This window comes from Streptomyces sp. NPDC090022 (genome assembly GCF_044748145.1).
GTDB lineage: Bacteria > Actinomycetota > Actinomycetes > Streptomycetales > Streptomycetaceae > Streptomyces.
Genome location: NZ_JBIVFN010000004.1, coordinates 114,618 through 139,241 on the forward strand (window position 1 = coordinate 114,618; position 24,624 = coordinate 139,241).

Consider the following 24,624-nt stretch of genomic DNA (forward strand, 5'->3'; position numbering starts at 1 on the left):
AGGAGATGTAATCCCATGACAGACGCACTCAAGCGCCTTTCCGACGAGGGCGTGGCGATCTGGCTGGACGACCTGTCCCGCAAGCGCATCACGTCCGGCAACCTGGCGGAGCTCCTCGACCAGTCGCACGTGGTCGGTGTCACCACCAACCCGGCGATCTTCCAGAAGGCCATCAGCGGCGGCGAGGGCTACGAGCAGCAGCTCACCGAGCTCGCCACCCGCAAGGTCACGGTCGACGAGGCCATCCGCATGATCACCACGGCGGACGTCCGCGACGCCGCCGACATCCTGCGCCCCGTCTTCGACGCGACCGACGGCCAGGACGGCCGGGTCTCCATCGAGGTCGACCCCCGGCTGGCCCACGACACCGCGGCGACCATCGCCGAGGCCAAGCAGCTGGCCTGGCTGGTGGACCGGCCGAACACGCTCATCAAGATCCCGGCGACCAAGGCCGGCCTGCCGGCGATCACCGAGGTCATCGGCAAGGGCATCAGCGTCAACGTGACGCTGATCTTCTCGCTGGAGCGCTACCGCGAGGTCATGGACGCGTACCTGGCGGGCCTGGAGAAGGCGAAGGCCGCCGGCCTGGACCTGTCGAAGATCCACTCGGTCGCCTCGTTCTTCGTGTCCCGCGTGGACAGCGAGATCGACAAGCGCCTGGACTCGGTCGGCACCGACGAGGCCAAGGCCCTCAAGGGCAAGGCGGCGCTCGCCAACGCCCGGCTGGCCTACGAGGCCTTCGAGCAGGTCTTCGCGGGTGAGCGCTGGGAGGCCCTGGACAAGGCGCAGGCCAACAAGCAGCGCCCGCTGTGGGCCTCGACCGGCGTGAAGGACCCGGCGTACAAGGACACCATGTACGTGGTGGACCTGGTCGCCCCGGGCACCGTGAACACCATGCCCGAGGCCACCCTGGAGGCCACCGCCGACCACGGCGTGATCTCCGGTGACACCGTGCGTGCGACCTACGACCAGTCCCGCGAGGAGCTGGCAGCGGTCGCGAAGCTGGGCATCTCGTACGACGATGTCGTGCAGCTGCTCGAGGACGAGGGCGTCGAGAAGTTCGAGGCGTCCTGGAACGACCTGCTGAAGTCGACCGAGGCGGAGCTCCAGCGCCTCGCCCCTGCGGAGGACTGAGCATTTTGTCTGTGAACGGAGCGAACCCGCTTCGTGACGCACAGGACCGGCGGCTCCCGCGTATCGCGGGGCCGTCGGGCCTGGTCATTTTCGGCGTTACGGGTGACCTGTCGCGCAAGAAGTTGATGCCCGCCGTCTACGACCTGGCGAACCGCGGCCTGCTGCCTCCGGGCTTCTCGCTGATCGGCTTCGCCCGCCGTGAGTGGGAACACGAGGACTTCGCCAGAGAGGTGCACGACGCGGTCAAGGAGCACTCGCGCACGCCCTTCCGCGAAGAGGTCTGGCAGCAGCTCGTCCAGGGCTGCCGGTTCGTCCAGGGCGACTTCGACGACGACGCGGCCTTCGAGACGCTGAAGGCGACGATGGAGGAGCTCGACAAGGCACAGGGGACGGGCGGCAACTTCGCCTTCTACCTGTCCGTGCCGCCGAAGTTCTTCCCCAAGGTGGTCCAGCAGCTCAAGGACCACGGGCTGGCCCAGAAGGAAGGCTCCTGGCGGCGCGCCGTCATCGAGAAGCCCTTCGGCCACGACCTCAAGAGCGCCGAGGAGCTCAACAAGGTCGTCCACGAGGTCTTCCCCCGGGACGAGGTCTTCCGGATCGACCACTACCTCGGCAAGGAGACCGTCCAGAACATCCTGGCGCTCCGCTTCGCCAACACGATGTTCGAGCCGATCTGGAACCGGTCGTACGTCGACCACGTGCAGATCACCATGGCCGAGGACATCGGCATCGGCGGCCGCGCCGGCTACTACGACGGCATCGGTGCCGCGCGCGACGTCATCCAGAACCACCTGCTCCAGCTGCTCGCGCTGACCGCGATGGAGGAGCCCGGCTCCTTCCACCCCAAGGCGCTGGTGGCCGAGAAGCTGAAGGTGCTCAGCGCGGTCGAGATCCCCGAGGACCTGGGCAAGCACACGGTGCGCGCGCAGTACACCTCGGCGTGGCAGGGCGGCGAGAAGGTCGTCGGCTACCTCGAAGAGGACGGCATCGACCCCAAGTCGAAGACCGACACGTACGCCGCCATCCGGCTGGAGATCAACAACCGCCGCTGGGCGGGCGTCCCCTTCTACCTGCGGACGGGCAAGCGCCTGGGCCGCCGGGTGACGGAGATCGCGGTGGTCTTCAAGCGGGCGCCGTACCTGCCGTTCGAGTCGGGCGCGACCGAGGAGCTGGGGCAGAACGCCCTGGTCATCCGGGTCCAGCCGGACGAGGGCGTCACGGTGCGGTTCGGCTCCAAGGTGCCGGGCACCTCCATGGAGGTCCGGGACGTCACGATGGACTTCGCGTACGGCGAGTCCTTCACGGAGTCCAGCCCCGAGGCGTACGAGCGGCTGATCCTGGACGTGCTGCTGGGCGACGCGAACCTCTTCCCGCGCCACCAGGAGGTCGAACTGTCCTGGAACATCCTCGACCCGATCGAGGAGTACTGGGACAAGCACGGCAAGCCCGCGCAGTACGCGGCGGGCACCTGGGGTCCGGTCGAGGCGGACGAGATGCTCGCACGAGACGGACGGAGCTGGCGCCGGCCATGAAGATCGACCTCACGGAGACCACCTCCAGCAAGATCAACTCTGCGCTGGTGCAGGCGCGCCGGGACATCGGCACGCCTGCCATCGGCATGGTGCTGACGCTGGTCATCGTGACCGACGAGGAGAACGCGTACGACGCGCTCAAGTCGGCCAAGGACGCCTCCCACGAGCACCCCTCGCGGATCATCGTCGTCATCAAGCGGGTCAGCCGCTCGCCGCGCAGCCGGCGCGACGCGCGGCTGGACGCGGAGGTCCGGGTCGGTGCCGACTCGGGCACCGGCGAGACGGTCGTGCTGCGTCTGCACGGTGAACTCGTCGACCACGCCCAGTCGGTCGTCCTCCCCCTCCTGCTGCCCGACGCCCCCGTGGTGGTCTGGTGGCCGGAGGGCGCCCCCGCGGACCTGGCGGGCGACCCGCTCGGCGCGCTCGGTCAGCGGCGGATCTCGGACACCTACGCGTCGGAGGACCCCGTCAAGGGCCTGGCCGCGCGGGCCGGGGCGTACGCCCCGGGCGACACCGACCTGTCCTGGACCCGGATCACGCCGTGGCGCTCCATGCTGGCGGCGGCCCTGGACCAGCAGCACGTCCAGGTCGTCTCGGCCTCGGTCGAGGGCGAGGACGACAACCCGAGCTGCGAGCTGCTGGCCATGTGGCTGGCGGACCGGCTGCAGGTCACCGTCCGGCGTTCGGTCTCGACCGGTCCCGGTCTGACCTCGGTCCGGCTGGAGACCAAGGACGGCGTGATCGTCCTGGACCGGGCGGACGGCTCGCTGGCGACGCTGTGCATGCCGGGTCAGCCGGACCGGGCGGTGGCGCTGAAGCGGCGTGACACGGCGGAGCTCCTGGCGGAGGAGCTGCGGCGGCTGGACCCGGACAACACGTACGAGTCGGCGCTGAAGTTCGGGGTGGCCCGGCTGGAGGGCCGACCGGCCACCACCGAGCCCCCGGCCGAGCCGCCGGCCGCCGCGCCCGCCGCGAGGCCGGCGACCAAGCCGGCCAAGCCGGCGAAGAAGACGGCAACGAAGTAACCCCCGGGCCCGCCGCCCGCCGTCCCCGGCGGCGGGCCCGTTCCCCACCCGGCGCCTCAATCGCCGGCGGGGCTGGAGTTGGTGCCCGGCGACGCGGGAGCGGACGCCCGGCGCGGCCAGCGATGCGGGGGCTCCGCCCCCGTACCCCCGCGCCTCAAACGCCGGCGAGGCTGGAATGGGGCTCGGTGGCGCCATTCCAGCCCGCGCGGCGTTTGAGCGCACGGGCGCGAAGCGCACGTACGGGGGTCCGGGGGCGCAGCCCCCGATCTTTGAGCCCCGCCGTCGATTGAGGCGCGGGAGTCCGGGGCGGAGCCCCGGTTTCGGGAAGGCGCGGGGTGGGGAACAAGCTCCGCGCAGCGGACCCGGACCCGGACCCGGACCCGGACCCGGACCCGGACCCGGACCCGGACCCGGACCCGGACCCGGACCCGGACCCGGACCCGGACCCGGACCCGCGACCGCGATCCGCAGCAATCCCACCCGACAACCAGAAGGCGGCACCACCATGGGTATGACGACTCCTCAGGTCGTCGTCCACCGGGACAAGGAACTGATGGCGCAGGCCACCGCGGCCCGGCTCATCACCAAGATCGTCGACGCCCAGGCGGCCCGCGGCTCCGCGTCCGTCGTGCTCACCGGCGGCCGCAACGGCAACGGCCTGCTCACGGCCCTCGCCGCCGCGCCCGCCCGCGACGCCGTCGACTGGAGCCGGCTCGACCTCTGGTGGGGCGACGAACGGTACGTCCCCGCCGACGACCCCGAGCGCAACCACACGCAGGCGCGCGAGGCCCTGCTGGACGCCGTCCCCCTCGACCCGGCCCGCGTGCACGTCATGCCCGCCTCCGACGGCCCGTACGGCCCGGACGTGGACGCGGCGGCCGCCGCCTACGCCGAGGAGCTGCGCAGGGCCGCGACCCCCGAGGACCACGGCTCCGTGCCCAGCTTCGACGTGCTGATGCTCGGCGTCGGCCCGGACACCCACGTGGCGAGCCTCTTCCCCGAGCACCCGGCGGCCCGGGAGACCGAGCGCACCGTGGTCGGCGTGCACGGCGCGCCCAAGCCGCCGCCCACCCGGATCTCGCTGACCCTGCCCGCCATCCGCGCGGCCCGCGAGGTGTGGCTGCTGGCGGCCGGCGAGGACAAGGCCGGCGCGGTCCTCCTCGCCCTCGGCGGCGCGGGCGAGGTGCAGGCACCGGCCGCCGCCGCGTACGGCCGTACCCGCACCCTGTGGCTGCTCGACCGCACGGCCGCCGCGAAGCTCCCGGCCGGAATGTACCCGCCGGCGCTCTCCTAGCCCCGGCCCTCGGCGACGAGCGACGGCCAGGGTCCTGTCCAGGGGGCCTACGGCAGCGCGAGCGGGAGCGGCTCGTTCGCGCTGCCCTTGAACTCCACCGTCACGAACACCAGCGGGCCGTCGCCCGTGTTCTCCAGGGCGTGCAGCAGGAAGCCGCCCGGCCCGAAGGCGAAGTGCCGGGTCTCGCCGGCCTCGTAGGAGACCTCACACGTCGTGCCGTCGTCCGTGTGCTGGCGACTGCGGCCCGCCGTCACGGCCGTCCAGACGTAGTCCAGGACGTGCCGGTGGGCCGGCAGCCGCTCGCCGGGGGCGAGGCGGATCTCCCACACCCTGGCCCGGTCGCTCTCGCCCAGCAGCCGTCCGCCGACGTGCCCGTTGAACTCGTGGGCGGCGAACTCCGCCCGCAGCTCCGGGGACCAGCCGTCGAAGTCCTCGGCCACCGGCGTCCCGGCGAGCGGCAGGCCGGGCGTGCTCATCCGGTGATCCCCATCTGGGCCCACCTTGTCCAACCAGGTCAGAGCGCTGGAGCGGGATGTCGGCGGCCCGCTGCTGGAGCGGCTGGCGCGCTCGGTGCGGCTCACCCCGATGGGCCGGGCGATGCTGCCGCACGCCCGCGCCGCGCTCGCCGACGCCGAACGGGCCCGGGGCTCCCCGCCCGGCAGGCAGCCGGCCTGGAGGGCGGCGAGATCCGGATCGCCAGCGTCCACTCGCTCGCGCTGGGCGTGCTGCCGCCGGTCCTGCACGCCTGGCACGCCCGCCATCCGCGGGTCCGGGTCCGGCTGCTGGAGTTCCCGCACACCCGCGCGCTGCAGGCGGCGATGCCGGCCGGCCGCGCGGGCCTCGCGGCCGGCCCGCTGCCGGCCGACTGGGAGGCCCGGTCAGGGAGCTCGGCACGGAGGAGTTCGTGGTCGTGCTCCCGGCCGACGACGAGCCGGGCGCGACTGGGTGCACTACGCGCCGGGCCACGGCCTCGCCGAACTGCTGGACGCGGCCTGCGCCGAGGCCGGGTTCCAGCCCCGTACGGCCGCGCACACCGAGCAGACGGCCGCCGCGCCCCTGCTGGCCGCCGCCGGTCCGGGCCCCGCCCTGGTACCGGCCGACCTGCTGCCGCACGGGTTCGCGGGCCGGGTGCTGCGCCCCGACCCGCCGGTCCGGCGTACCCTCGCGGCGCACACCCGGTCCCACCCGGGCCCGCTCACCACGGCCTTCCTGGACACCCTCCAGTCCGTGGCCCTCGTCCAGCCCCGCGACCGGAAAGGCTCACCGCACCAGGTGACCCGTCAGCGGCCGCGCAGCTCGCGGTACTTCGCCACCAGCGCCTTCGTCGACGCGTCCAGCCCCTCGACGTCCGCGCCCTCGGTCAGGGCCGGCTCCACCCGCTTCGCCAGGACCTTGCCGAGCTCGACGCCCCACTGGTCGAAGGAGTCGATGTTCCACACCGCGCCCTGCACGAACACCTTGTGCTCGTACAGCGCGATCAGCTGGCCCAGCACGGACGGGCTCAGCTCCGGCGCCAGGATCGTGGTGGTCGGGTGGTTGCCGCGGAAGGTCTTGTGCGGGACCAGTTCCTCGGCGACGCCCTCCGCCCGGACCTCCTGCGGCGTCTTGCCGAAGGCCAGCGCCTGCGTCTGCGCGAAGAAGTTCGCCATCAGCAGGTCGTGCTGGGCGGCGAGGACGGGCGAGAGCTCCGTGACCGGGCGGGCGAAGCCGATGAAGTCCGCCGGGATCACCTTCGTGCCCTGGTGGATCAGCTGGTAGTAGGCGTGCTGGCCGTTGGTGCCGGGCGTGCCCCACACCACGGGGCCGGTCTGCCACTCCACCGGGTTGCCGTCCCGGTCCACCGACTTGCCGTTGGACTCCATGTCCAGCTGCTGCAAGTACGCGGTGAACCGCGAGAGGTAGTGGCTGTAGGGCAGCACGGCGTGCGACTGCGCGTCGAAGAACGCGCCGTACCAGATGCCCAACAGGCCCATCAGCAGCGGCACGTTCTCCTGCGGCGGCGCCGTACGGAAGTGCTCGTCCACGAGCCGGAAGCCGGCCAGCATCTCCCGGAACGCGTCCGGGCCGATCGCGATCATCAGCGACAGCCCGATCGCCGAGTCGAAGGAGTAGCGGCCGCCGACCCAGTCCCAGAACCCGAACATGTTGTCCGTGTCGATGCCGAACCCGGTGACCTTCTCCGCGTTCGTCGACAGGGCCACGAAGTGCCGGGCGACGGCGGCCTCGTCGCCGCCCAGGCCCGCCAGCAGCCAGGTGCGCGCCGACGTCGCGTTGGTGATGGTCTCGATGGTGGTGAAGGTCTTCGACGCGATGATGAAGAGCGTCTCGGCCGGGTCCAGGTCGCGCACGGCCTCGTGCAGGTCGGCGCCGTCCACGTTGGAGACGAAACGCACCGTCAGATCCCGGTCGGTGAACGCGCGCAGCGCGTCGTACGCCATCGCCGGCCCGAGGTCGGAGCCGCCGATGCCGATGTTGACGACGTTGCGGATGCGCTTGCCGGTGAAGCCCTTCCACTCCCCCGACCGGACGCGGTCGGAGAAGGCGGCCATCCGGTCCAGGACGGCGTGCACGCCCGGGACGACGTTCTCGCCGTCCACCTCCACCACCGTCTCGGGGGCGGCGCGCAGCGCGGTGTGCAGGACCGCCCGGTCCTCGGTGGTGTTGATCTTGTCGCCGCGGAACATCGCGTCGCGCAGTTCCGCCACGCCCGTGGCCGCCGCGAGCTCGCGCAGCAGCGCCAGCGTCTCGTCCGTGACGAGGTGCTTGGAGTAGTCGACGTGCAGGTCCCCGACCCGCAGGGTGTAGCCGGCGCCGCGGTCCGGGTCCGCCGCGAACAGCTCCCGCAGATGGGTCCGGCCGAGCTCTTCGCGGTGCTTGCCGAGTGCCAGCCACTCGGGCGTCCGGTTGAGCTTCACACGGCTTTCTGCGTTCATCTCGGACATCAACCCACTTCTTCCGTCCTGTCGTGCCCCGCCAAGGACCAAACCTAAGGGATCCGGTGCCCGTCATCGCACACAAAGAGGCCCGGCCCGCGGGAGATGGTCTCCCACGGGCCGGGCCCTTGGTCCGCTCGTGCGACAGCGTGGCTAGATCTCGCCCCGGAGCTTGGCGAGCGCCTCGGCGAGGATCGCCTCGCCGTCGGCGTCGGTGCGCCGCTCACGGACGTACGCGAGGTGCGTCTTGTACGGCTCGGTGCGCGGCGGCGCCGGGGGGTTGTCCCGGTCCTGGCCGGCCGGGAACCCGCAGCGCGGGCAGTCCCAGGTGTCCGGCACCTGCGCGTCGCTGGCGAAGCTGGGCTGGGTCTCGTGCCCGTTGGAGCACCAGAAGGAGATGCGCAGACGGGGCGCGGACTCGCCGCGCTCGGCCTCGCCCATCGGCCCCGCTCCGACCCGGCTTCCACGGATCGCGTTGCCACTTGCCACGGTCGTAACTCCCTGCGTGATGGTGCCGCGAAGCGTGAGTGTACCGCGCTGTACCCGAGTTGGGGTCAGCTGTTGGCCTTCATCAGCAGGCCGAGGACGACGATGCAGGCGAACCAGAACAGACCGATCACGACCGTGATGCGGTCGAGGTTGCGCTCGGCGACCGAGGAGCCACCGACGGAGGACTGCATGCCGCCACCGAACATGTCGGAGAGGCCGCCGCCCTTGCCCTTGTGCATCAGCACCAGCAGCATCAGCAGCAGGCTGAAAACGATCAGGGCGATCGAGAACCCCAGAATCACGGCTGGACCCTACTTCCTTGGAATTGATGCGGGGGCCAGTGGCTGCTGATTCAGCCCGCTGGCCCCCGCAAGGGTACGACGGATCCGCCCTAGCGCATACTCACGCCCGGCGCATCCTCACGCCCGGCGCATGCCTGCGCCGGGCGCATGCTCACGCTCACTGGTCGCGGAAGCGGACGATCTTGACGAACTCGTCGGCGTCGAGCGCGGCGCCGCCCACGAGGGCGCCGTCCACGTCGGGCTGGGCCATGATCGCGGCGATGTTGCCGGACTTCACCGAGCCGCCGTACTGGATGCGGACCTTCTCGGCCAGCTCCGGGGAGTACAGCTCGGCCAGCCGGCGGCGGATCGCCCCGCAGACCTCCTGGGCGTCCTCGGGGGTGGCGACCTCGCCGGTGCCGATCGCCCAGACCGGCTCGTACGCGATCACGATGGACTCGACCTGCTCGGCCGGGACGTCCTTGAGGCCGCCGTCGACCTGCTCCAGCGTGTACGCGACCTGGTTGCCGGCCTTGCGGACGTCCAGGCCCTCGCCGACGCACAGGATCGGGGTGAGCCCGTGGGCGTAGGCGGCCTTGACCTTGGCGTTGCACTGCTCGTCGGTCTCGCCGTGGTACTGGCGGCGCTCGCTGTGGCCGACGGCCACGTACGTGCACTTCAGCTTCGCGAGCATCGCGCCGGAGATCTCGCCGGTGTAGGCACCGGACTCGTGCGCCGAGATGTCCTGGGCGCCGAACTTGATCTTCAGCTTGTCGCCCTCGACGAGGGTCTGGACCGAGCGCAGGTCGGTGAAGGGCGGCAGGACCGCGACTTCCACGGCCTCGTAGTCCTTGTCGGCCAGCGCGAAGGCGAGCTTCTGGGTGTGGGCGATGGCCTCGAGGTGGTTGAGGTTCATCTTCCAGTTGCCCGCCATCAGCGGGGTACGGTCAGTCACGGTGGTTCAGTCCTCCAGTGCGGCGAGGCCGGGCAGCGTCTTGCCCTCGAGGTATTCGAGGCTGGCGCCGCCGCCGGTCGAGATGTGGCCGAAAGCGTTCTCGTCGAAGCCGAGCGTACGCACGGCCGCGGCGGAGTCGCCACCGCCGACCACGGTGAACGCGTCGCTGTCGAGGAGGGCCTGCGCGATCGCGCGGGTGCCGCCGGCGTAGTCGGGGTGCTCGAAGACGCCCACCGGACCGTTCCAGAAGACGGTCTCGGCGTCGGCGATCTTCGAGGCGTACAGCTCACGGGTCTTCGGGCCGATGTCGAGGCCCTCCTTGTCGGCGGGGATCGCGTCCGCGTCGACGGTGGTGAAGTCGGCCGGGGTCTTGCCCTTGAGGTCGGGGAAGTCCGCCGCGGCCAGGATGTCGACCGGCAGGACCAGCTCGACACCGCTCTTCTCGGCGCGCTCCATGTACTCCAGGACCGTCGGGATCTGGTCCTCCTGGAGGAGGGAGATGCCGACCTCGTGGCCCTGGGCCTTGAGGAAGGTGTACGCCATGCCGCCGCCGATGAGCAGGCGGTCGGCCTTGCCGAGCAGCTCGTCGATCACGGCGAGCTTGTCGGAGACCTTGGCGCCGCCGAGGACGACCACGTACGGGCGCTTGACGTCGTCGGTGAGCTTCCTCAGGACGCCGACCTCGGTGGCGATCAGGTGGCCGGCCGCGTGCGGGAGGCGGGCGGGCAGGTCGAAGACCGAGGCGTGCTTGCGGTGCACGGCGCCGAAGCCGTCGCCGACGTAGAGGTCGGCGAGCTCGGCGAGGCGGTCCGCGAAGGCGCCGCGCTCGGCGTCGTCCTTGGCGGTCTCACCGGCGTTGAAGCGCAGGTTCTCGAGGACGGCGACCTGGCCGTCGGCGAGGCCGGCGACGACCGACGCGGCCGACTCGCCGACGGTGTCGGTGGCGAACGCGACGTCCTGGCCCAGCAGTTCACCGAGCCGCGCGGCGGCAGGGGCCAGCGAGAAGGCCGGGTCGGGCGCACCCTTGGGGCGGCCCAGGTGCGAGGCGACGATCACGCGGGCGCCGGCCTCGGCGAGCCCGGCGATGGTCGGCAGGACGGCGCGGATCCGGCCGTCGTCGGTGATCTTGGTGCCGTCGAGCGGCACGTTCAGGTCGGCGCGGACGAAGACCCGCTTGCCGGCGACGCCCTCGGCGAGAAGTTCGTCGATCGTCTTCATTATGTGTGTGACTCCTTGAAGCAGTGAAGCCGTGCTGAGGCAAGCAACAGGGCCCGTACGGCGCTTCATCGCGCTGCCCGAGCCCTGTGCTTCACATCGTGGTGCCCGCCCTAGGTCCTAGAGCCGGCCGCCGACGAAGACAGTGAGGTCGACGAGACGGTTGGAGTAGCCCCACTCGTTGTCGTACCAGCCGACGACCTTGACCTGCTTGCCCTGAACCATGGTCAGGGAGGAGTCGAAGGTGCAGGAGGCCGGCCAGTTCACGATGTCGGAGGAGACGATCGCGTCCTCGGTGTAGTCGAGGATGCCCTTGAGCTGGCCCTCGGAGGCCTTCTGGAAGGCCGCGTTGATCTCGTCCTTGGTGACCTCGCGGTCGAGCTCCAGGACGAGGTCGGTGACCGAGCCGGTGGGGACCGGGACGCGCATGGCGATGCCGTCCAGCTTGCCCTTGAGCTGCGGCAGCACCAGCGCGGTGGCCTTCGCGGCACCGGTGGAGGTCGGGATGATGTTCTCGGCGGCGGCGCGGGCGCGGCGCAGGTCCGAGTGCGGGAAGTCCAGGATGCGCTGGTCGTTCGTGTACGCGTGGACCGTCGTCATCATGCCCTTGACGATGCCGAAGTTCTCGTCGAGGACCTTGGCCATCGGCGCCACGCAGTTGGTGGTGCAGGAGGCGTTGGAGATGACGTCGTGGCTGGCCGCGTCGTACTTGTCCTGGTTGACGCCCATCACGATGGTGATGTCCTCGTCCTTGGCCGGGGCCGAGATGAGGACCTTCTTCGCGCCCGCGGCGAGGTGCTTGGCGGCGTCGGCCTTCTTCGTGAAGATGCCGGTGGACTCGATCACGATGTCGGCGCCCAGCTCGCCCCAGGGCAGGTTCGCGGGGTCGCGCTCGGCGAAGGTCTTGAAGGTGTTGCCGCCGACGGTGATCGTGTCGTCGGTGTGGCTCACCTCGTGCTTGAGGCGCCCGAGGATGGTGTCGTACTTCAGGAGGTGCACGAGGGTGGCGTTGTCAGTCAGGTCGTTGACACCGACGATCTCGATGTCCGCCCCCTGCTCCAGAAGAGCACGGAAGTAGTTGCGGCCAATTCGGCCAAAACCGTTGATGCCTACGCGGATCGTCACGAACCGATCTCCTCGTTGGTGCGCCGGTTTGGACGCCGGCGATCTGTATGGGATGTCCCCGACCGCTTACGACCCTACCTCTCTGTGAGGCGTGGAGTGACATCGAGACAGCCTTGACACTCCCCAGGTCTCCCCGTGGATACCCGCGACGGCCCGTACCCATGGGGCGGGTACAGGCCGTCCGGGACCAAAGCCCTCATCACTCAGAGTCAGCTCCGGGTCAGCGGCGCAGGGCTCGCAGGGCCTTACCGACGAGTACGGCGCGGTCCTCGGCCGCCCGCAGGTGCTCCAGGCCGAAACCGAGGAGCACCGTGTCACGCGTGGTGACCGAGGAGAAGGACTGGAACAGCTCGCCGGTACGGGACCACTCGCCCTCGACGACGGGGCTTCCGGCCGGCGCGCCCTGCGCCGCCCAGCTCCCGAGCGAGGTCTCGAAGCCCTCGGACTCCTTCTCGGCGCCGCCGACGATCAGCTTCGCCTCGTCCGCGAAGACACCGCGGCCGCCCGAACCGGGGTCGGTGACGTACGAGAGGGACAGCTCGACCTTCTGGCCCGCGTAGGCGCCGAGGTCGAAGACCGCGTCCTTCCAGCCGCCCGAGGAACCGGTGAAGCTGTTCCAGGTGCCGCTCGTACCGCTGGCCTTGCAGGCGCCCGCCTCCACGGTCAGGTAGTGGCGCAGGAACGGGTGGCCGTTGACGAAGTACCCGGCCTCGCACTCCTCGGGCACCGCCGTGCCGGTCAGACCGGTGGCCTCGGGCAGGGTCGTCCAGGCCTCGGTGTCGCCGCCGGTGACGGGGTGGGCCTCCAGCAGGGCGTGGTCGTAGCCGCCTTCGGTGTTCCAGTTGAGCGCCAGCTTCAGCTGCGGCTTGTCGGCCGCGGTGACGCCGGTCAGGTCGACCGTGCGCACCAGGCGCCGCCAGTCGCCGTCGGCGTGGGTGGCCGAGGCCATCCAGGCGCCGGAGCGGGGGGCGTACGGGTTCACGACCCCGGCGTACCCGCCCGTCTGCGCGCTCCTGAACTGCGGGAACTGGTCGGCCGGCAGGGTGTCGGAGGTGACGGTGTAGGAGCCGGGGGCGTTGAGCGGGTTGCCCGCGGCGTCGCCCAGGGCCCCCTTGGCGCCGCCCAGGGCACCGGCCCCGGTGAAGCCGGTCGCGCCGCGGACGGTCGTACGGCCGAAGGCACCGAGGTAGTACTGGCTGAAGTCGTCCGTGGCGGCCCGCCCGACCTGGGCGCGGCCGCCGGCCAGCTCACCGGCCTCGATCAGCTTGCCGCCCTCGTTGAGGTAGTCGCGCACGGCGAGCTGGGTGTCCCCGCCCGGGGCCTGGGCTCCCGTGTAGTGGACGGCCGTGCCGAAGTGGGACAGCACGCCGAGGTGGTGCGGCACGCCCTGGGCGGCGACGTCCCAGACGGCCGCCGACCGGCCGTTGGCGCGCAGCGCGTCCACGTACGCCTGGGCGTGCTGGGCCGGGGCGCCCTCCTCGGCGACCACCAGCACGTCGGCCCGCGGCCGCTCGGCGGCGGTGTACGTGAAGTGCTCGCTGCTGACCCGCTTGCCGTCGCGGTCGCGGCCGGTGAACCAGACCTCGACCTTGTCGCCCGGACGGGCACCCTCCACCTTCGCGCGGTACTCGTCGAAGTGGAGGTTGTCGTCGCCGCCGTAGATCTCGCCGCCCTTCCAGGCCCTGAGGTCCTCGTCGTGCGTACGGCCGCCGTTGATCCGGTAGTTGAGCTCCTTGTCGCGCAGCGACTTGCGGGCGGTGACGGCGACCTGCTGGTCCTGGCCGCGGGCCGCGTAGGAGGTGGCGAAGGCGTCGACGGTGAAGTCGGCGGCGGTCATGCCCACGGCCGAGGACGGCCGGTCCGGGTGGGCGGCGGTCTCGGCGACGGAGAGCGCGAAGGGGATGTTCTTGGCGAACTCCGCCTGGATGAGCTTCTCGTCGTCGGGGAAGTTGAAGCCGGAGGCGCAGTCCTCGGGCTTCCAGCGGTCGTCGGGGTCGATCTGCGAGGCGGTCTGGCAGGTCGTCATCTCCGGCGTGAACATCATCATGCCGTTGACGTTGGCCGCGTGTCCGTCCGCCTCGCCGTTGGTGGTGTAGAGCTCGGAGGAGAGCTGCGGGTAGTAGCCGGGGATCGCCGGGTTCTCCGGGGTGCCGGCGAGCGCCTTGTAGAGCACGTCGTCGGGGGTCGGGGTGGCCACCTGCCAGCCCACGCCGTAGAGCAGCAGCTCGGCGGCGGAGTGGTAGTTGATGCCGTACTCGAAGCCGATCCGCTTCTGGAAGGCGTGGAGGGCGACGGTCTCGGGCTCGGAGTTCGGGCCGGTGCCCCGGTAGGTCTCGCTCGCCGGGTTCGGCGAGGAACCCTCGTTGTCGTAGCCCCACTTGTAGGCGAAGTTGCGGTTGAGGTCGACCCCGTCGCCCGGGGTGATCCTGCCGTCGGCGTTGTTGTCGCGGAGGTTCTTGCGCCACAGCCGCTGGCCGTCGGGGGCGTGCGAGTAGTCGTACCCGTCGGGGTTGGCGGAGATCAGGAACCACAGCTCGGTGGAGTCCACGAGCCGGGTGATGCGGGCGTCCTTGCCGTAGTTGTCGACGTAGTGGTGCATCAGCCGCCGGGTCATCTCGGGGGTGATCCACTCACGGGCGTGCTGGTTGGACATGTAGAGCACGGACGGCTTGGAGCCGTCGCGGCTCTGGCGGGCGTTCCTGGTGAGCTTCAGGGCGAGGATGTCCTTGCCCTGGACGGTCTTGCCGATGGAGACGACCTTGGCGATGCCCGGGTTGGCCTCCCCGGTCCTGACGATCTCCTCCCGCAGGCCGCCGCTGCCGCTGTAGGGGCGGAAGACGCCGTCGCCTTCCGCCTTGCCGCGGGCCGCGTCCCGGCCGGGTACCGTGCGCTCGGCGAGCCGGATGCCCTGGGCGCCGAGGTCCTTGGCCTGGGCGGCGGTGAGGAAGAGCTCGACGCGGGCGGTGCCGTGCTCCGGGGCCCGTTCGCCGAGCTCGTGGGCGTCCTGGCCGGCGGCGAGGACGAGCGGGACCTGGTCCTGGGTGATGTCGGCGTCGTAGACCCGGACCTCGTCGGCGGCGGGTCCCGCCTCGGCGGCGGGCCGGGCGTGGGCCGCCGGTACGGCGGCGAGTGAACCTAATGCGAGTGCGCTGGCGGCGAGGATCGATCTCGCGCGGTGCCTCATGTGCCCCCCTGGGCGTCGTCTGCCACGAAAGCGGTTCGACGCACAGGCTCACGATCGCCACATGGCCATGTCAATGGGGCGTGCCGCGCCGGTACGTGGAAGGACCCGCACGCGTGACACGTGCGGGCCCTTCGGCGTACGGAGTACGGACCGCGGCGGGCCGTCGGGCCGGGTCCGGCAGCATCCGGCAGCGCCCGCGGGTACTACCCGGCCAGGTTGTCGGCCATCTCCTCGGTGAGGTTCGACTCCGTGCCCGGGATGCCGAGGTCCTGCGCGCGCTTGTCGGCCATCGCCAGCAGGCGGCGGATCCGGCCGGCGACCGCGTCCTTGGTCAGCGGCGGGTCGGCCAGGGCGCCGAGCTCCTCCAGGGAGGCCTGCTTGTGCTCCATGCGCAGCCGGCCGGCCGCGGCGAGGTGCTCGGGGACCTCCTCGCCGAGGATCTCCAGCGCGCGCTGCACGCGGGCGCCGGCGGCGACCGCGGCCCGGGCCGAGCGGCGCAGGTTGGCGTCGTCGAAGTTGGCCAGGCGGTTGGCGGTGGCGCGCACCTCGCGCCGCATCCGCCGCTCCTCCCACGCCAGCACCGACTCGTGGGCACCGAGCCGGGTCAGCAGCGCGCCGATCGCGTCGCCGTCGCGTACGACGACCCGGTCGACGCCGCGGACCTCGCGGGCCTTGGCGGCGATCGACAGCCGGCGGGCGGCGCCCACCAGGGCCAGGGCGGCCTCCGGACCCGGGCAGGTGACCTCCAGCGAGGAGGACCGGCCGGGCTCGGTCAGCGAACCGTGGGCCAGGAAGGCGCCGCGCCAGGCCGCCTCGGCGTCGCAGGTGGCGCCGGAGACCACCTGCGGCGGCAGCCCGCGGATCGGCCGGCCGCGGCCGTCCACCAGGCCCGTCTGGCGGGCGAGCTGGTCGCCGCCGGCGACGACACGGACGACGTACCGGCTGCCGCGGCGCAGGCCGCCCGGAGCCATCACGACCAGGTCCGAGGAGTGACCGAAGATCTCCAGGATGTCCTTGCGCAGCCGGCGCGCCGCGATCCCGGTGTCGAGCTCCGCCTCGATGACGATCCTGCCGCTCACCAGGTGCAGCCCACCGGCGAACCGAAGAATGGCCGAGACCTCGGCCTTCCGGCAGCAGGTCCGGGTGACGGGGAGCCGGGAGATCTCATCCTTCACCGCTGGCGTCATCGCCATGGGCCGATCCTTCCATGCATCCGAAAAATACGGTCGTACGCGGCGGCCAGCAGCTCCGGGTCGTGTTTCGGAGAACCTGCTTCCCTGGCCACCGGCGCCAGCTCGACCGCGGCACCGAAGCGCTGGGCGGCATCGGCGAGGGACTCGCGGTCGGGCACGGCGGCCTGGTCGGCCAGCACCACGTCCAGGGCGAGTTTAGGGGCGTGTCGGGCCAAAACCTCCAAATGACGCTGCGGAGAGAAGCCCTCTGTTTCACCCGGCTGCGGCGCGAGGTTCAGCGAGAGGACCCGGCGGGCCTTGGTCGCGGTGAGCGCGTCGAGCAACTCGGGCACCAGCAGGTGCGGGATCACCGACGAGAACCAGGAGCCGGGGCCGAGCACGACCCAGTCCGCGTCCAGGACGGCCTCGACGGCCTCCGGCACGGCCGGCGGGTCGTTCGGCACCAGGTGCACGGACTGCACCTCGCCCGGGGTCAGGGCCACGGTGGCCTGGCCCCGTACGGTGTCCACGTCGTCCGGACGGGCCGGGTCGTGGCCCCGTACCAGCGCCTGGAGCTCCAGCGGGACCGCCGACATCGGCAGCACCCGGCCCTGCGCACCGAGCAGCTTGCCCACCAGGTCCAGGGCCTGGACATGGTCGCCGAGCTGCTCCCACAGGGCGACGATCAGCAGGTTGCCGACCGCGTGCTCGTGCAGGTCGCCGCGGGAGGAGAAGCGGTGCTGGATGACCCGGGCCCAGGTCTGGCCCCAGTCGTCGTCGCCGCACAGCGCGGCCAGCGCCTTGCGCAGGTCGCCGGGCGGCAGGACGCCCAGCTCCTCGCGCAGCCGTCCGCTGGAGCCGCCGTCGTCGGCGACGGTGACCACGGCGGTGAGGTCACCGGTGATGCGCCGCAGGGCGGCCAGCGAGGCCGACAGGCCCCGCCCGCCGCCCAGCGCGACCACCTTGGGCTGCGCACCCCGCCGGCGGACGGAGCGGCCGTGGTCCTCGGCACGCCCCGCGGTCACCCGGCGCAGGCGGCGCAGCCGCAGGCTCCGTCCGGTCACTCGCGCCCCATGTCCCGGTGGACGACGACGGTCTCGACTCCCTCGGAGGCGAGGCGGGCGGCGAGCTTCTCGGACATGGCCACGCTGCGGTGCTTGCCGCCGGTGCAGCCGACCGCGATCGTCACGTACCGCTTGCCCTCGCGCCGGTAGCCGGCGGCGATCAGCTGGAGCAGCTCGGTGTAACGGTCCAGGAACTCCTTGGAGCCGGGCTGGCCGAAGACGTACGCCGAGACCTCTTCGTTGAGCCCGGTGAAGGGGCGCAGCTCCGGCACCCAGTGCGGGTTCGGGATGAAGCGGCAGTCCACGACGAGGTCGGCGTCGACGGGCAGGCCGTACTTGTAGCCGAAGGACATCACGGTGGCCCGCAGCTCGGGCTCCTCGTCGCCGGCGAACTGGGCGTCCATCTTCGCGCGCAGCTCGTGCACGTTCAGGCTGGAGGTGTCGATGACCAGGTCGGCGTCGCCGCGCAGCTCGCGCAGCAGGTCGCGCTCGGCGGCGATGCCGTCGGTGATCCGGCCGTCGCCCTGGAGCGGGTGCGGGCGGCGGACCGACTCGAAGCGGCGCACGAGCGCGTCGTCGGAGGACTCCAGGAACACGATGCGCCGGGTGACGCCGCGCGTGTCGAGGTCGGCGAGGGACTCGCGCAGGGCGTCGAAGAACTGCCGGCCGCGGACGTCGACGACGACGGCGATGCGCGCCACGTTGCCCTGGGACCGGGCGCCGAGCTCCACCATGGTGGGGATCAGCGCGGGCGGCAGGTTGTCGACGACGAACCAGCCGAGGTCCTCCAGGCACTTGGCCGCCGTGCTGCGGCCGGCTCCGGACATGCCGGAGATGATCACCAGCTCGGGGATGGCCGCCTCGGCGGCCTCGCCGGGCTCCACTGTCGTGCCCGTACTCACCTGTGCTCCGTCTCGGTCGTACTCGGTCATTGCTCGGTCCCCCGTTCGGACGTCGCTCCCGCGGATGCGGGGGGCTCGTCCTCCATGATCTCTCCTGTGGCCGTGTTCACGGCAGGAGCCGCGGGGACGGCCCGGGCGAGGGCCGCGGCCACGGTCTCCGCGGTCTTGCGTCCTATGCCTGGGACCTCGCAGATCTGGTCGATTGTCGCCTGTCTCAGCTTCTTCACCGAACCGAAGTGCTTCACCAGGGCCTGCCGGCGGCTCTCCCCCAGGCCCGGTACGTCGTCCAGCGGGCCCGATGTGAGGCGTTTGCCCCGCTTGGCGCGCTGGTACTGGATGGCGAACCGGTGCGCTTCGTCACGGACCCGTTGCAGCAGGTAGAGGCCCTCGCTGGTGCGCGGCAGCACGACGGGGTCGTCCTCGCCGGGCAGCCAGACCTCCTCCAGCCGCTTGGCGAGGCCGCACACGGCCACGTCGTCGATGCCGAGCTCCTCCAGGGCCCGCTGGGCGGCCGCGACCTGCGGGCGGCCGCCGTCGACCACGACCAGCTGGGGAGGGTAGGCGAAGCGCTTGGGGCGGCCGTCGTCCTCGGCGGGGGCGTCGTCGCCGTCCTCGGGGACCCACTCGCCGGTCTTGAGCTTCTCGCGCAGATAGCGCCGGAAGCGCCGCGAGACGACCTCGTGCATGGAGCGGACGTCGTCCTGGCCGGCGAAGGACTTGATCTGGAAGCGCCGGTACTCGCTCTTGCGGGCGAGGCCGTCCTCGAAGACGACCATGGAGGCCACGACGTCGTCGCCCTGGAGGTGGGAGATGTCGAAGCACTCGATGCGCAGCGGCGCGCTGTCCAGCTCCAGGGCCTCGGCGATCTCCTCCAGGGCGCGGGAGCGGGTCGTGAGATCGCTGGCGCGCTTGGTCTTGTGCAGGGCCAGGGACTGCTGCGCGTTGCGGTGGACGGTCTCCATGAGCGCCTTCTTGTCCCCGCGCTGCGGGATGCGCAGGCTGATCTGTGAGCCGCGCCGCTCGGCGAGCCACTGGGCGAGCGCCGGGGTGTCCTCGGGGAGCGCCGGGACCAGCACCTCCTTGGGGACGCTCTCGCCGCTCTCCTCCCCGTACAGCTGCTGCAGGGCGTGCTCGACCAGGCCGGCGGTGTCGACGGCCTCGACCTTGTCCGTGACCCAGCCGCGCTGGCCGCGGACCCGGCCGCCGCGTACGTGGAAGATCTGGACGGCGGCCTCCAGCTCGTCCTCGGCGACGGCGATCAGGTCGGCGTCGGTGGCGTCGGCCAGCACGACGGCGTTCTTCTCCATGGCGCGGCGCAGCGCGCCGATGTCGTCGCGCAGCCGGGCCGCCTTCTCGTACTCCATCTCCTCGGCGGCCTCGTGCATCCGCTGTTCGAGGCGGGAGAGGTGGGTGCCGGTGCGGCCCGCCATGAAGTCGCAGAAGTCCTCGGCCAGTTCCCGGTGGTCCTCGGGGCTGATCCGGCCGACGCAGGGCGCGGCGCACTTGCCGATGTACCCGAGCAGGCAGGGCCGGCCGATCTGCGCGGACCGCTTGAACACTCCGGCGGAGCAGGTGCGTACGGGGAAGACCCGGAGCATCAGGTCGACGGTCTCGCGGATGGCCCAGGCGTGGGCGTACGGCCCGAAGTAGCGCACGCCCTTCTTCTTGGGGCCGCGCATGACCTGGACGCGCGGGTACTCCTCGTTGAGGGTCACGGCCAGCGAGGGGTAGCTCTTGTCGTCCCGGTACTTGACGTTGAACCGGGGGTCGTACTCCTTGATCCAGGAGTACTCGAGCTGGAGCGCCTCGACCTCGGTGGCGACCACGGTCCACTCGACGGACGCGGCCGTGGTCACCATCGTGGCGGTGCGGGGGTGCAGGCCGGCCACGTCCTGGAAGTAGTTGGCCAGGCGCTGGCGCAGGCTCTTGGCCTTCCCGACGTAGATCACGCGCCGGTGCTCGTCGCGGAACCGGTAGACCCCCGGGGAGTCGGGGATCTGACCCGGCTGGGGGCGGTAGCTGGAAGGGTCGGCCATGGGTCCAACCCTACGTGCGGGGTGTGACAACCGGACCTCTGCGCCCCGCCCGGGCGGGCGGGGCGCAGAGGGGGTCAGGCCCGGGCGTCCGGCCGGCGGGCCCGGCGGACGGCGAGCAGGCCCAGTGTCCCGAGGGCGAGCGCACCGGCCGCTGCTCCGGCGGCCGCGGGGACGCCGTTCCCGGCCCGCTCCGGGCCCGGGGCGGCCTGCGCGGCCGGGACGTGCGCCGGGGCGTGCGCCGGGTCCTGGGCCTGGCCTTGGCCCGGGTCCTGGCCCTGGTCCTGCCCCTGCTCCTGTGCCGGGGCGTAGCCGCCGGCCGCGCCGGACTTCGCGTACGCCGAGCCCGGCAGCTTGCCGCCGTACGCCTTCGTCACCCGGGCCCGGTAGGCGTCGAGGGTGGTGCCCCCGGCGCCGACGGCCGTCACGGCGTCCTCGTCGAGCGGCAGGACCCGGTTCTCCCGGGCGACGTACCAGGCGTCGGTCTGGGGCTCGCGGAACACCGTCCCGCCGGGCAGCGCGGCGGCGCCGAGGGCGGCGTAGCGGAACTCGTCGTCGCCGCTCGCGATGTTCACGACCTGCCAGCCGGACCCGGTGCGCGCCGTCCACAGGGCGGCCTGCCGGCCGTCGGCGGAGACCGCCCTGCTGGCGAGGAACTCCAGCCGGGCCACGGGCGCGTCGGCCCGGCCGGCCACGAAGTCCGGGGAGAGGTAGTGCACGGGCAGGGGCTCGCCCTCGATCCGGGGCTGCGCGGCGGCGAGCGTGACCTGCCCCTCGCGGGCGAAGAACTTCGCGAGGGTCTCCAGGGTGGCGGGCGCGGTGGCGGCCTGCCGGGCGGCCTCCCTGGTCTCGGCGGTGGCGGTCCGCGGCTGCGGGACGGGGGCCGCGCCGGCCTGCGGGGCGAGCCCGAGCAGGGTGGCGGCGGCGAGGATCGCGGTCAGGGCGGTGGCGCGGCGGGGCACGGTCATGGCGGTCACGCCCCGATCCGGTAGAGGGAGTGGGTCCAGGAGAAGGTGCTGTTGTCGACGTACCAGGCGTGCGAGGCCCAGTTGTAGCGGTCGCTGGAGGGCCAGGGGTCGCCCCAGTAGACCCAGCTGCTGGCGGTGTCGTAGCCGTAGATGACGTGCATGTGGCCGCCGCCGCCCGACCACTGGATGCGGGTCTCGACGGGCCGGCCCGCGTTGATCTCGGTCTGGACCGTCGGATAGCGCAGCCATCCGGTCACGTACGAGCCGGGGTTGACGCCCGCCCAGCTCAGGCCGTTCTGGACGTTGCCCAGGGTCGCCTGGTTGTTGGGGCATTCGGTGCCCTGCTGGCGGTTGAAGGCGGCGTTGCAGAACTGGTTCTGGCTGTAGCCGCGGCCGAACCAGGTGGCGATGGTGTTGCCGCCGGCCGCCCAGCACCAGTTCGTCTTCTGCTGTGCCTGCATGGTGATGTTCAGCCGCTTGGCGGCCAGGGCCGCTCTGCCGTCCGCTCTGCCGTCCGCACCGGCGTCGGCGGCGGTTGCCGTGCCGGTGGGCAGCGCGAACAGACAGGCCGTGACGAGGGCGGCCAGGGGGAGCCGCCGGCTTCGGTTGCGCATCGCGTTCCTCCCGCGGTGGGGGGTGGGGATGAGAGGAGCGCGTCCGGACGCTGTGGAGGAGCATCAGGGTGTTGTCGCGATCAGGTCAACACGCTTCAATACACGGTGACATTGCAGTGTGAATGGCGAGACTGTGATGTGAACGTCTGCCGTCCTGCCACCTGCACCCCTGGTGGCACCGGACCGGCCGTCCGCCCCGTCACGCGTGAACGTTCACAGGAGGAGCCGCCGTGCGGCCGATCGGTGACCCCGCCGCTGATCTCGCGCAGACGCTGCGCGCCGGGCCCTTCCACCTCGCGCTGCGCGGCGCGCTGGCCGCGCGCGGCCTGCCGCTGCACCGGGTGCAGCACCGGCTGGCGGCGCGCGGCATCAAGGTCGGGGTGACCAGCCTCAGTTACTGGCAGCAGGGGGTCCGCCGGCCGCGCCGTCCCGAGTCCCTCAGGGCCGTACGGGCACTGGAGCAGATCCTGGACCTGCCCGACGGGGCGCTGGTCCGGCTGCTGGCGGTGCCGCAGGGCTCCGCGCCCGACTCCGGGCCGGCCACGACCGGCCGTTCCTACCGGCAACTGGTCAGCGTGGGGGCGGCCGTGGAGGCCCTGGTGGCGGACCTGGAGCTGCCGGCGGACGGCGGCCTGCACACGGTCGGCCACCACGAGCGGGTCCGCATCGGCCCCGCCGGGGAACTGTGTGGCCGCGAGTCGCAGCACGTCGTGCGGGCCCACCGCGACGGCATCGACCGCTACGTGGCCGTCCACCACGGCGACCCGGAGTGCGAGCCGGCCCGGGTCGAGGTCCGCGCGTACGAGAACTGCCGCCCCGGCCGGGTGCGCCGGCACCACGAGGCCGGGGTGGTCGTCGCCGAGCTCCTCTTCGACGCCCGGTTGCGCGCCGGGGACACCTACCTCTTCGGCTACGGCTTCGAGGACGGTACGGGCGGCCGCAGCCGCGAGTACGTGCGCGGCTTCCCGTACCCGGGCGGCCAGTACGTGCTCCAGGTCCGCTTCGACGAGGCCGCCCTGCCGGTCCGCTGCCGCCGGTTCGCGCAGAGCGCCGCGGGGGCGCCGCGCGGCCACCTCGCCGACCTCACCCCCAGCGGCCGCCACCGGGCGGTCCACCTGGTCGAGCAGGGGGTGCGCCGGGGCATCCTGGGCATCGCCTGGGACTGGGACTGAGGCGCGCGCCGCGCGCGCCGCGCGGGATCCGGCGTCGGCCCGCGATCAGCCGGCGATCAGCCTGCCGTTCTCGGCCCGGACGGGCACCGGCGGGAGGGGGTCCGTGGCCGGGCCGCGCAGCGGCTTGCCGGTGGTGACGTCGAAACGGCTGCCGTGGCAGGGGCAGTTGCCCTCGCCGTCCTTGATCTTGTCCAGGACGCAGCCGGCATGGGTGCACTGGGCGCTGAACGCCTTGTACTGCCCCTCGGCCGGGCAGCTGACCAGCACCTTCTCCTGGCGGAAGAGCTTGGCCCCGCCGACCGGGACATCGGCGGCCGCGCCCAGTTCGACGGGGGCGGTGGGGGTCGGCGGGGTCGCGCCTCCGCTGTTGGTCGCGGTGGAGCAGGCCGTGAGGGCCCCGGCACCGGCGGCCCCGGCGAGGGCGGCGGCGCCCTTGAGCACGGTACGGCGGGCGGCGGGCTGCGCAGGCATGGGTTTCTCCCGGGACGGGCGGTACGGCTGACCTCCGACGATACCGGCGGGGCGGGGGTGCGATACGAGCGGTACCGGGGCCTCCGCCCGGTGGGATACGTTCCGCGGTGTGATCGTCGTCGGCGGAGAAGCCCTGATAGACCTCGTGCCGGTGGCCGCGCCTCCGGGCGCGCTGCTGCCCCGCCCCGGCGGGGGCCCGTACAACACCGCGCTGGCGCTGGGCCGCCTCGGCGCGGAGGTCGCCTTCTGCTCCCGGGTCTCCGAGGACGGCTTCGGCGAGACCCTGCTGGCCGGGCTGCGCGCGGCCGGCGTGGACCTGTCGCTGGTGCGGCGCGGGCCGGAGCCGACGACGCTGGCAGTGGCCTCGCTGGCCCCGGACGGCTCGGCGGCGTACTCCTTCTACGTCGAGGGCACCGCGGACCGGCTCTTCGCCCTGCCGCCCGCCCTGCCGTCGCGGGCGCGGGCCCTGGCGCTCGGCACGTGCTCGCTGGTGCTGGAACCGGGCGCGAGCGCGTACGAGGAGCTGCTGCGCCGGGAGTCGGGGCGCGGGCTGCTGACCCTGCTGGACCCGAACATCCGCCCGGCGCTGATCGCGGACCCGGCGGCGTACCGGGCCCGGTTCCGGTCCTGGCTGCCGTACGTGTCGGTGCTGAAGCTGTCCGAGGAGGACGCCGCCTGGCTCGGCGGCCGCGTGGACGACTGGCTGGCGGCCGGGCCGCGGGCGGTGGTGCTGACCCGGGGCGCGGCGGGGCTGACCGTACGGACGCGGGAGGGCGGGGAGCACACGGCGGCCGCGCGGCCGGTGACGGTCGCCGACACGATCGGCGCGGGCGACACGGTCAACGCGGCGCTGCTGCACCGGCTGGCGGGCGGCGGCCCGGTCGACTGGCCGTCCACCCTGGCCTACGCCGCGCGCGCGGCCGCCCTCACCTGCACCCGCCCGGGCGCGGAACCCCCGTTCGCGACGGAGCTCACCGCCTAGGGCGGACCATGCCCCGGCCCCGGGGGCTCCGCCCCCGTACCCTGCGCCTCGAACGCCGGCGGGGCTGGAAGGGTGCCCG

At 72.4% G+C, this 24,624-nt stretch carries 21 protein-coding genes and 1 pseudogene; 7 read left to right on the forward strand and 15 right to left on the reverse strand.

Annotated features, from left to right (window positions below):
- Nucleotides 1-15: 15 nt before the first annotated feature.
- The 4 genes from tal to pgl all read left to right on the forward strand — a co-directional run bounded on the left by tal (nt 16) and on the right by pgl (nt 4,985).
- Nucleotides 16-1,134: a transaldolase gene (gene tal, locus ACIPXB_RS10940; RefSeq protein ID WP_401447413.1), complete on the forward strand. Its 1,119-nt coding sequence runs from the start codon at nt 16-18 to the stop codon at nt 1,132-1,134.
- Between the two features lie 2 nt (nt 1,135-1,136).
- Nucleotides 1,137-2,666 carry a glucose-6-phosphate dehydrogenase gene (gene zwf / locus ACIPXB_RS10945; RefSeq protein WP_401448242.1) on the forward strand — a complete coding sequence of 510 codons (1,530 nt, stop codon included), beginning with the start codon at nt 1,137-1,139 and terminating at the stop codon, nt 2,664-2,666.
- Nucleotides 2,663-3,691, forward strand: a complete 1,029-nt coding sequence (opcA, locus tag ACIPXB_RS10950) for a glucose-6-phosphate dehydrogenase assembly protein OpcA (RefSeq protein WP_401447416.1) — start codon at nt 2,663-2,665, stop codon at nt 3,689-3,691. The genes zwf and opcA overlap by 4 nt, the downstream gene beginning before the upstream one ends.
- A gap of 511 nt (nt 3,692-4,202) precedes the next feature.
- On the forward strand, nt 4,203-4,985 hold the full coding sequence (gene pgl, locus ACIPXB_RS10955) for a 6-phosphogluconolactonase (RefSeq protein ID WP_401447419.1): 783 nt from the start codon (nt 4,203-4,205) through the stop codon (nt 4,983-4,985).
- 47 nt (nt 4,986-5,032) lie between these two features.
- Here the strand turns inward: pgl and ACIPXB_RS10960 are convergent, their stop codons facing one another.
- A complete protein-coding gene (locus tag ACIPXB_RS10960; RefSeq protein ID WP_401447422.1) occupies nt 5,033-5,461 on the reverse strand; it encodes a hypothetical protein in 429 nt (142 codons plus the stop codon).
- Nucleotides 5,462-5,486: 25 nt separating this feature from the next.
- Here ACIPXB_RS10960 and ACIPXB_RS10965 point away from each other — a divergent pair.
- Nucleotides 5,487-6,203, forward strand: a pseudogene (locus tag ACIPXB_RS10965) (LysR substrate-binding domain-containing protein); the annotation flags it as partial.
- A gap of 62 nt (nt 6,204-6,265) precedes the next feature.
- Here the strand turns inward: ACIPXB_RS10965 and pgi are convergent.
- The 13 genes from pgi to ACIPXB_RS11030 form a co-directional block, all read right to left on the reverse strand.
- On the reverse strand, nt 6,266-7,918 hold the full coding sequence (gene pgi, locus ACIPXB_RS10970; RefSeq protein WP_401448244.1) for a glucose-6-phosphate isomerase: 1,653 nt from the start codon (nt 7,916-7,918) through the stop codon (nt 6,266-6,268).
- A 153-nt stretch (nt 7,919-8,071) separates the two neighbouring features.
- Entirely contained in the window at nt 8,072-8,407 is a 336-nt protein-coding gene (locus tag ACIPXB_RS10975) for an RNA polymerase-binding protein RbpA (RefSeq protein WP_007263454.1), read from the reverse strand.
- Between the two features lie 65 nt (nt 8,408-8,472).
- Nucleotides 8,473-8,709: a preprotein translocase subunit SecG gene (secG, locus tag ACIPXB_RS10980; protein WP_401447425.1), complete on the reverse strand. Its 237-nt coding sequence runs from the start codon at nt 8,707-8,709 to the stop codon at nt 8,473-8,475.
- A gap of 157 nt (nt 8,710-8,866) precedes the next feature.
- The gene (gene tpiA / locus ACIPXB_RS10985) at nt 8,867-9,643 is read right to left on the reverse strand and encodes a triose-phosphate isomerase (RefSeq protein WP_401447428.1); all 777 of its coding nucleotides are present in this window, start codon (nt 9,641-9,643) and stop codon (nt 8,867-8,869) included.
- Nucleotides 9,644-9,649: 6 nt separating this feature from the next.
- Nucleotides 9,650-10,861, reverse strand: a complete 1,212-nt coding sequence (locus tag ACIPXB_RS10990; RefSeq protein ID WP_401447430.1) for a phosphoglycerate kinase — start codon at nt 10,859-10,861, stop codon at nt 9,650-9,652.
- Nucleotides 10,862-10,978: 117 nt separating this feature from the next.
- On the reverse strand, nt 10,979-11,983 hold the full coding sequence (gap, locus tag ACIPXB_RS10995) for a type I glyceraldehyde-3-phosphate dehydrogenase (RefSeq protein WP_401447433.1): 1,005 nt from the start codon (nt 11,981-11,983) through the stop codon (nt 10,979-10,981).
- A 220-nt stretch (nt 11,984-12,203) separates the two neighbouring features.
- Nucleotides 12,204-15,167 carry a M14 family zinc carboxypeptidase gene (locus ACIPXB_RS11000; RefSeq protein WP_401447436.1) on the reverse strand — a complete coding sequence of 988 codons (2,964 nt, stop codon included), beginning with the start codon at nt 15,165-15,167 and terminating at the stop codon, nt 12,204-12,206.
- A 203-nt stretch (nt 15,168-15,370) separates the two neighbouring features.
- On the reverse strand, nt 15,371-16,360 hold the full coding sequence (gene whiA, locus ACIPXB_RS11005) for a DNA-binding protein WhiA (RefSeq protein WP_125639393.1): 990 nt from the start codon (nt 16,358-16,360) through the stop codon (nt 15,371-15,373).
- On the reverse strand, nt 16,351-17,403 hold the full coding sequence (gene yvcK / locus ACIPXB_RS11010; protein WP_401447439.1) for a uridine diphosphate-N-acetylglucosamine-binding protein YvcK: 1,053 nt from the start codon (nt 17,401-17,403) through the stop codon (nt 16,351-16,353). The genes whiA and yvcK overlap by 10 nt, the downstream gene beginning before the upstream one ends.
- Nucleotides 17,400-18,335, reverse strand: a complete 936-nt coding sequence (gene rapZ / locus ACIPXB_RS11015) for an RNase adapter RapZ (RefSeq protein WP_401447442.1) — start codon at nt 18,333-18,335, stop codon at nt 17,400-17,402. The genes yvcK and rapZ overlap by 4 nt, the downstream gene beginning before the upstream one ends.
- The gene (gene uvrC / locus ACIPXB_RS11020; protein WP_401447444.1) at nt 18,332-20,341 is read right to left on the reverse strand and encodes an excinuclease ABC subunit UvrC; all 2,010 of its coding nucleotides are present in this window, start codon (nt 20,339-20,341) and stop codon (nt 18,332-18,334) included. Before uvrC ends, rapZ begins: the two co-directional genes overlap by 4 nt.
- Before the next feature lie 74 nt (nt 20,342-20,415).
- A complete protein-coding gene (locus ACIPXB_RS11025) occupies nt 20,416-21,306 on the reverse strand; it encodes a hypothetical protein (RefSeq protein ID WP_401448247.1) in 891 nt (296 codons plus the stop codon).
- A gap of 5 nt (nt 21,307-21,311) precedes the next feature.
- On the reverse strand, nt 21,312-21,920 hold the full coding sequence (locus tag ACIPXB_RS11030; RefSeq protein WP_401447446.1) for a papain-like cysteine protease family protein: 609 nt from the start codon (nt 21,918-21,920) through the stop codon (nt 21,312-21,314).
- Nucleotides 21,921-22,159: 239 nt separating this feature from the next.
- On the opposite strand from ACIPXB_RS11030, the gene ACIPXB_RS11035 reads away from it, so the two are divergent.
- Entirely contained in the window at nt 22,160-23,092 is a 933-nt protein-coding gene (locus tag ACIPXB_RS11035) for a hypothetical protein (RefSeq protein WP_401448249.1), read from the forward strand.
- 45 nt (nt 23,093-23,137) lie between these two features.
- Here the strand turns inward: ACIPXB_RS11035 and ACIPXB_RS11040 are convergent, their stop codons facing one another.
- Entirely contained in the window at nt 23,138-23,563 is a 426-nt protein-coding gene (locus tag ACIPXB_RS11040) for a Rieske (2Fe-2S) protein (protein WP_401447448.1), read from the reverse strand.
- 109 nt (nt 23,564-23,672) lie between these two features.
- On the opposite strand from ACIPXB_RS11040, the gene ACIPXB_RS11045 reads away from it, so the two are divergent.
- The gene (locus tag ACIPXB_RS11045; protein ID WP_401447450.1) at nt 23,673-24,545 is read left to right on the forward strand and encodes a carbohydrate kinase; all 873 of its coding nucleotides are present in this window, start codon (nt 23,673-23,675) and stop codon (nt 24,543-24,545) included.
- The last annotated feature ends 79 nt before the right edge of the window (nt 24,546-24,624 follow it).

Coding starts and splice junctions, on each gene's coding strand:
- pgl (WP_401447419.1), top strand. CDS start 4,203: ATGACGACTCCTCAGGTCGTCGTCCACCGGGACAAGGAACTGATGGCG.
- whiA (WP_125639393.1), bottom strand. CDS start 16,360: ATGGCGATGACGCCAGCGGTGAAGGATGAGATCTCCCGGCTCCCCGTC.
- ACIPXB_RS11025 (WP_401448247.1), bottom strand. CDS start 21,306: ATGACCGTGCCCCGCCGCGCCACCGCCCTGACCGCGATCCTCGCCGCC.
- pgi (WP_401448244.1), bottom strand. CDS start 7,918: ATGAACGCAGAAAGCCGTGTGAAGCTCAACCGGACGCCCGAGTGGCTG.
- tal (WP_401447413.1), top strand. CDS start 16: ATGACAGACGCACTCAAGCGCCTTTCCGACGAGGGCGTGGCGATCTGG.
- ACIPXB_RS10960 (WP_401447422.1), bottom strand. CDS start 5,461: ATGAGCACGCCCGGCCTGCCGCTCGCCGGGACGCCGGTGGCCGAGGAC.
- ACIPXB_RS11030 (WP_401447446.1), bottom strand. CDS start 21,920: ATGCGCAACCGAAGCCGGCGGCTCCCCCTGGCCGCCCTCGTCACGGCC.
- uvrC (WP_401447444.1), bottom strand. CDS start 20,341: ATGGCCGACCCTTCCAGCTACCGCCCCCAGCCGGGTCAGATCCCCGAC.
- ACIPXB_RS11000 (WP_401447436.1), bottom strand. CDS start 15,167: ATGAGGCACCGCGCGAGATCGATCCTCGCCGCCAGCGCACTCGCATTA.
- ACIPXB_RS10990 (WP_401447430.1), bottom strand. CDS start 10,861: ATGAAGACGATCGACGAACTTCTCGCCGAGGGCGTCGCCGGCAAGCGG.
- rapZ (WP_401447442.1), bottom strand. CDS start 18,335: ATGACCGAGTACGACCGAGACGGAGCACAGGTGAGTACGGGCACGACA.
- ACIPXB_RS11040 (WP_401447448.1), bottom strand. CDS start 23,563: ATGCCTGCGCAGCCCGCCGCCCGCCGTACCGTGCTCAAGGGCGCCGCC.
- opcA (WP_401447416.1), top strand. CDS start 2,663: ATGAAGATCGACCTCACGGAGACCACCTCCAGCAAGATCAACTCTGCG.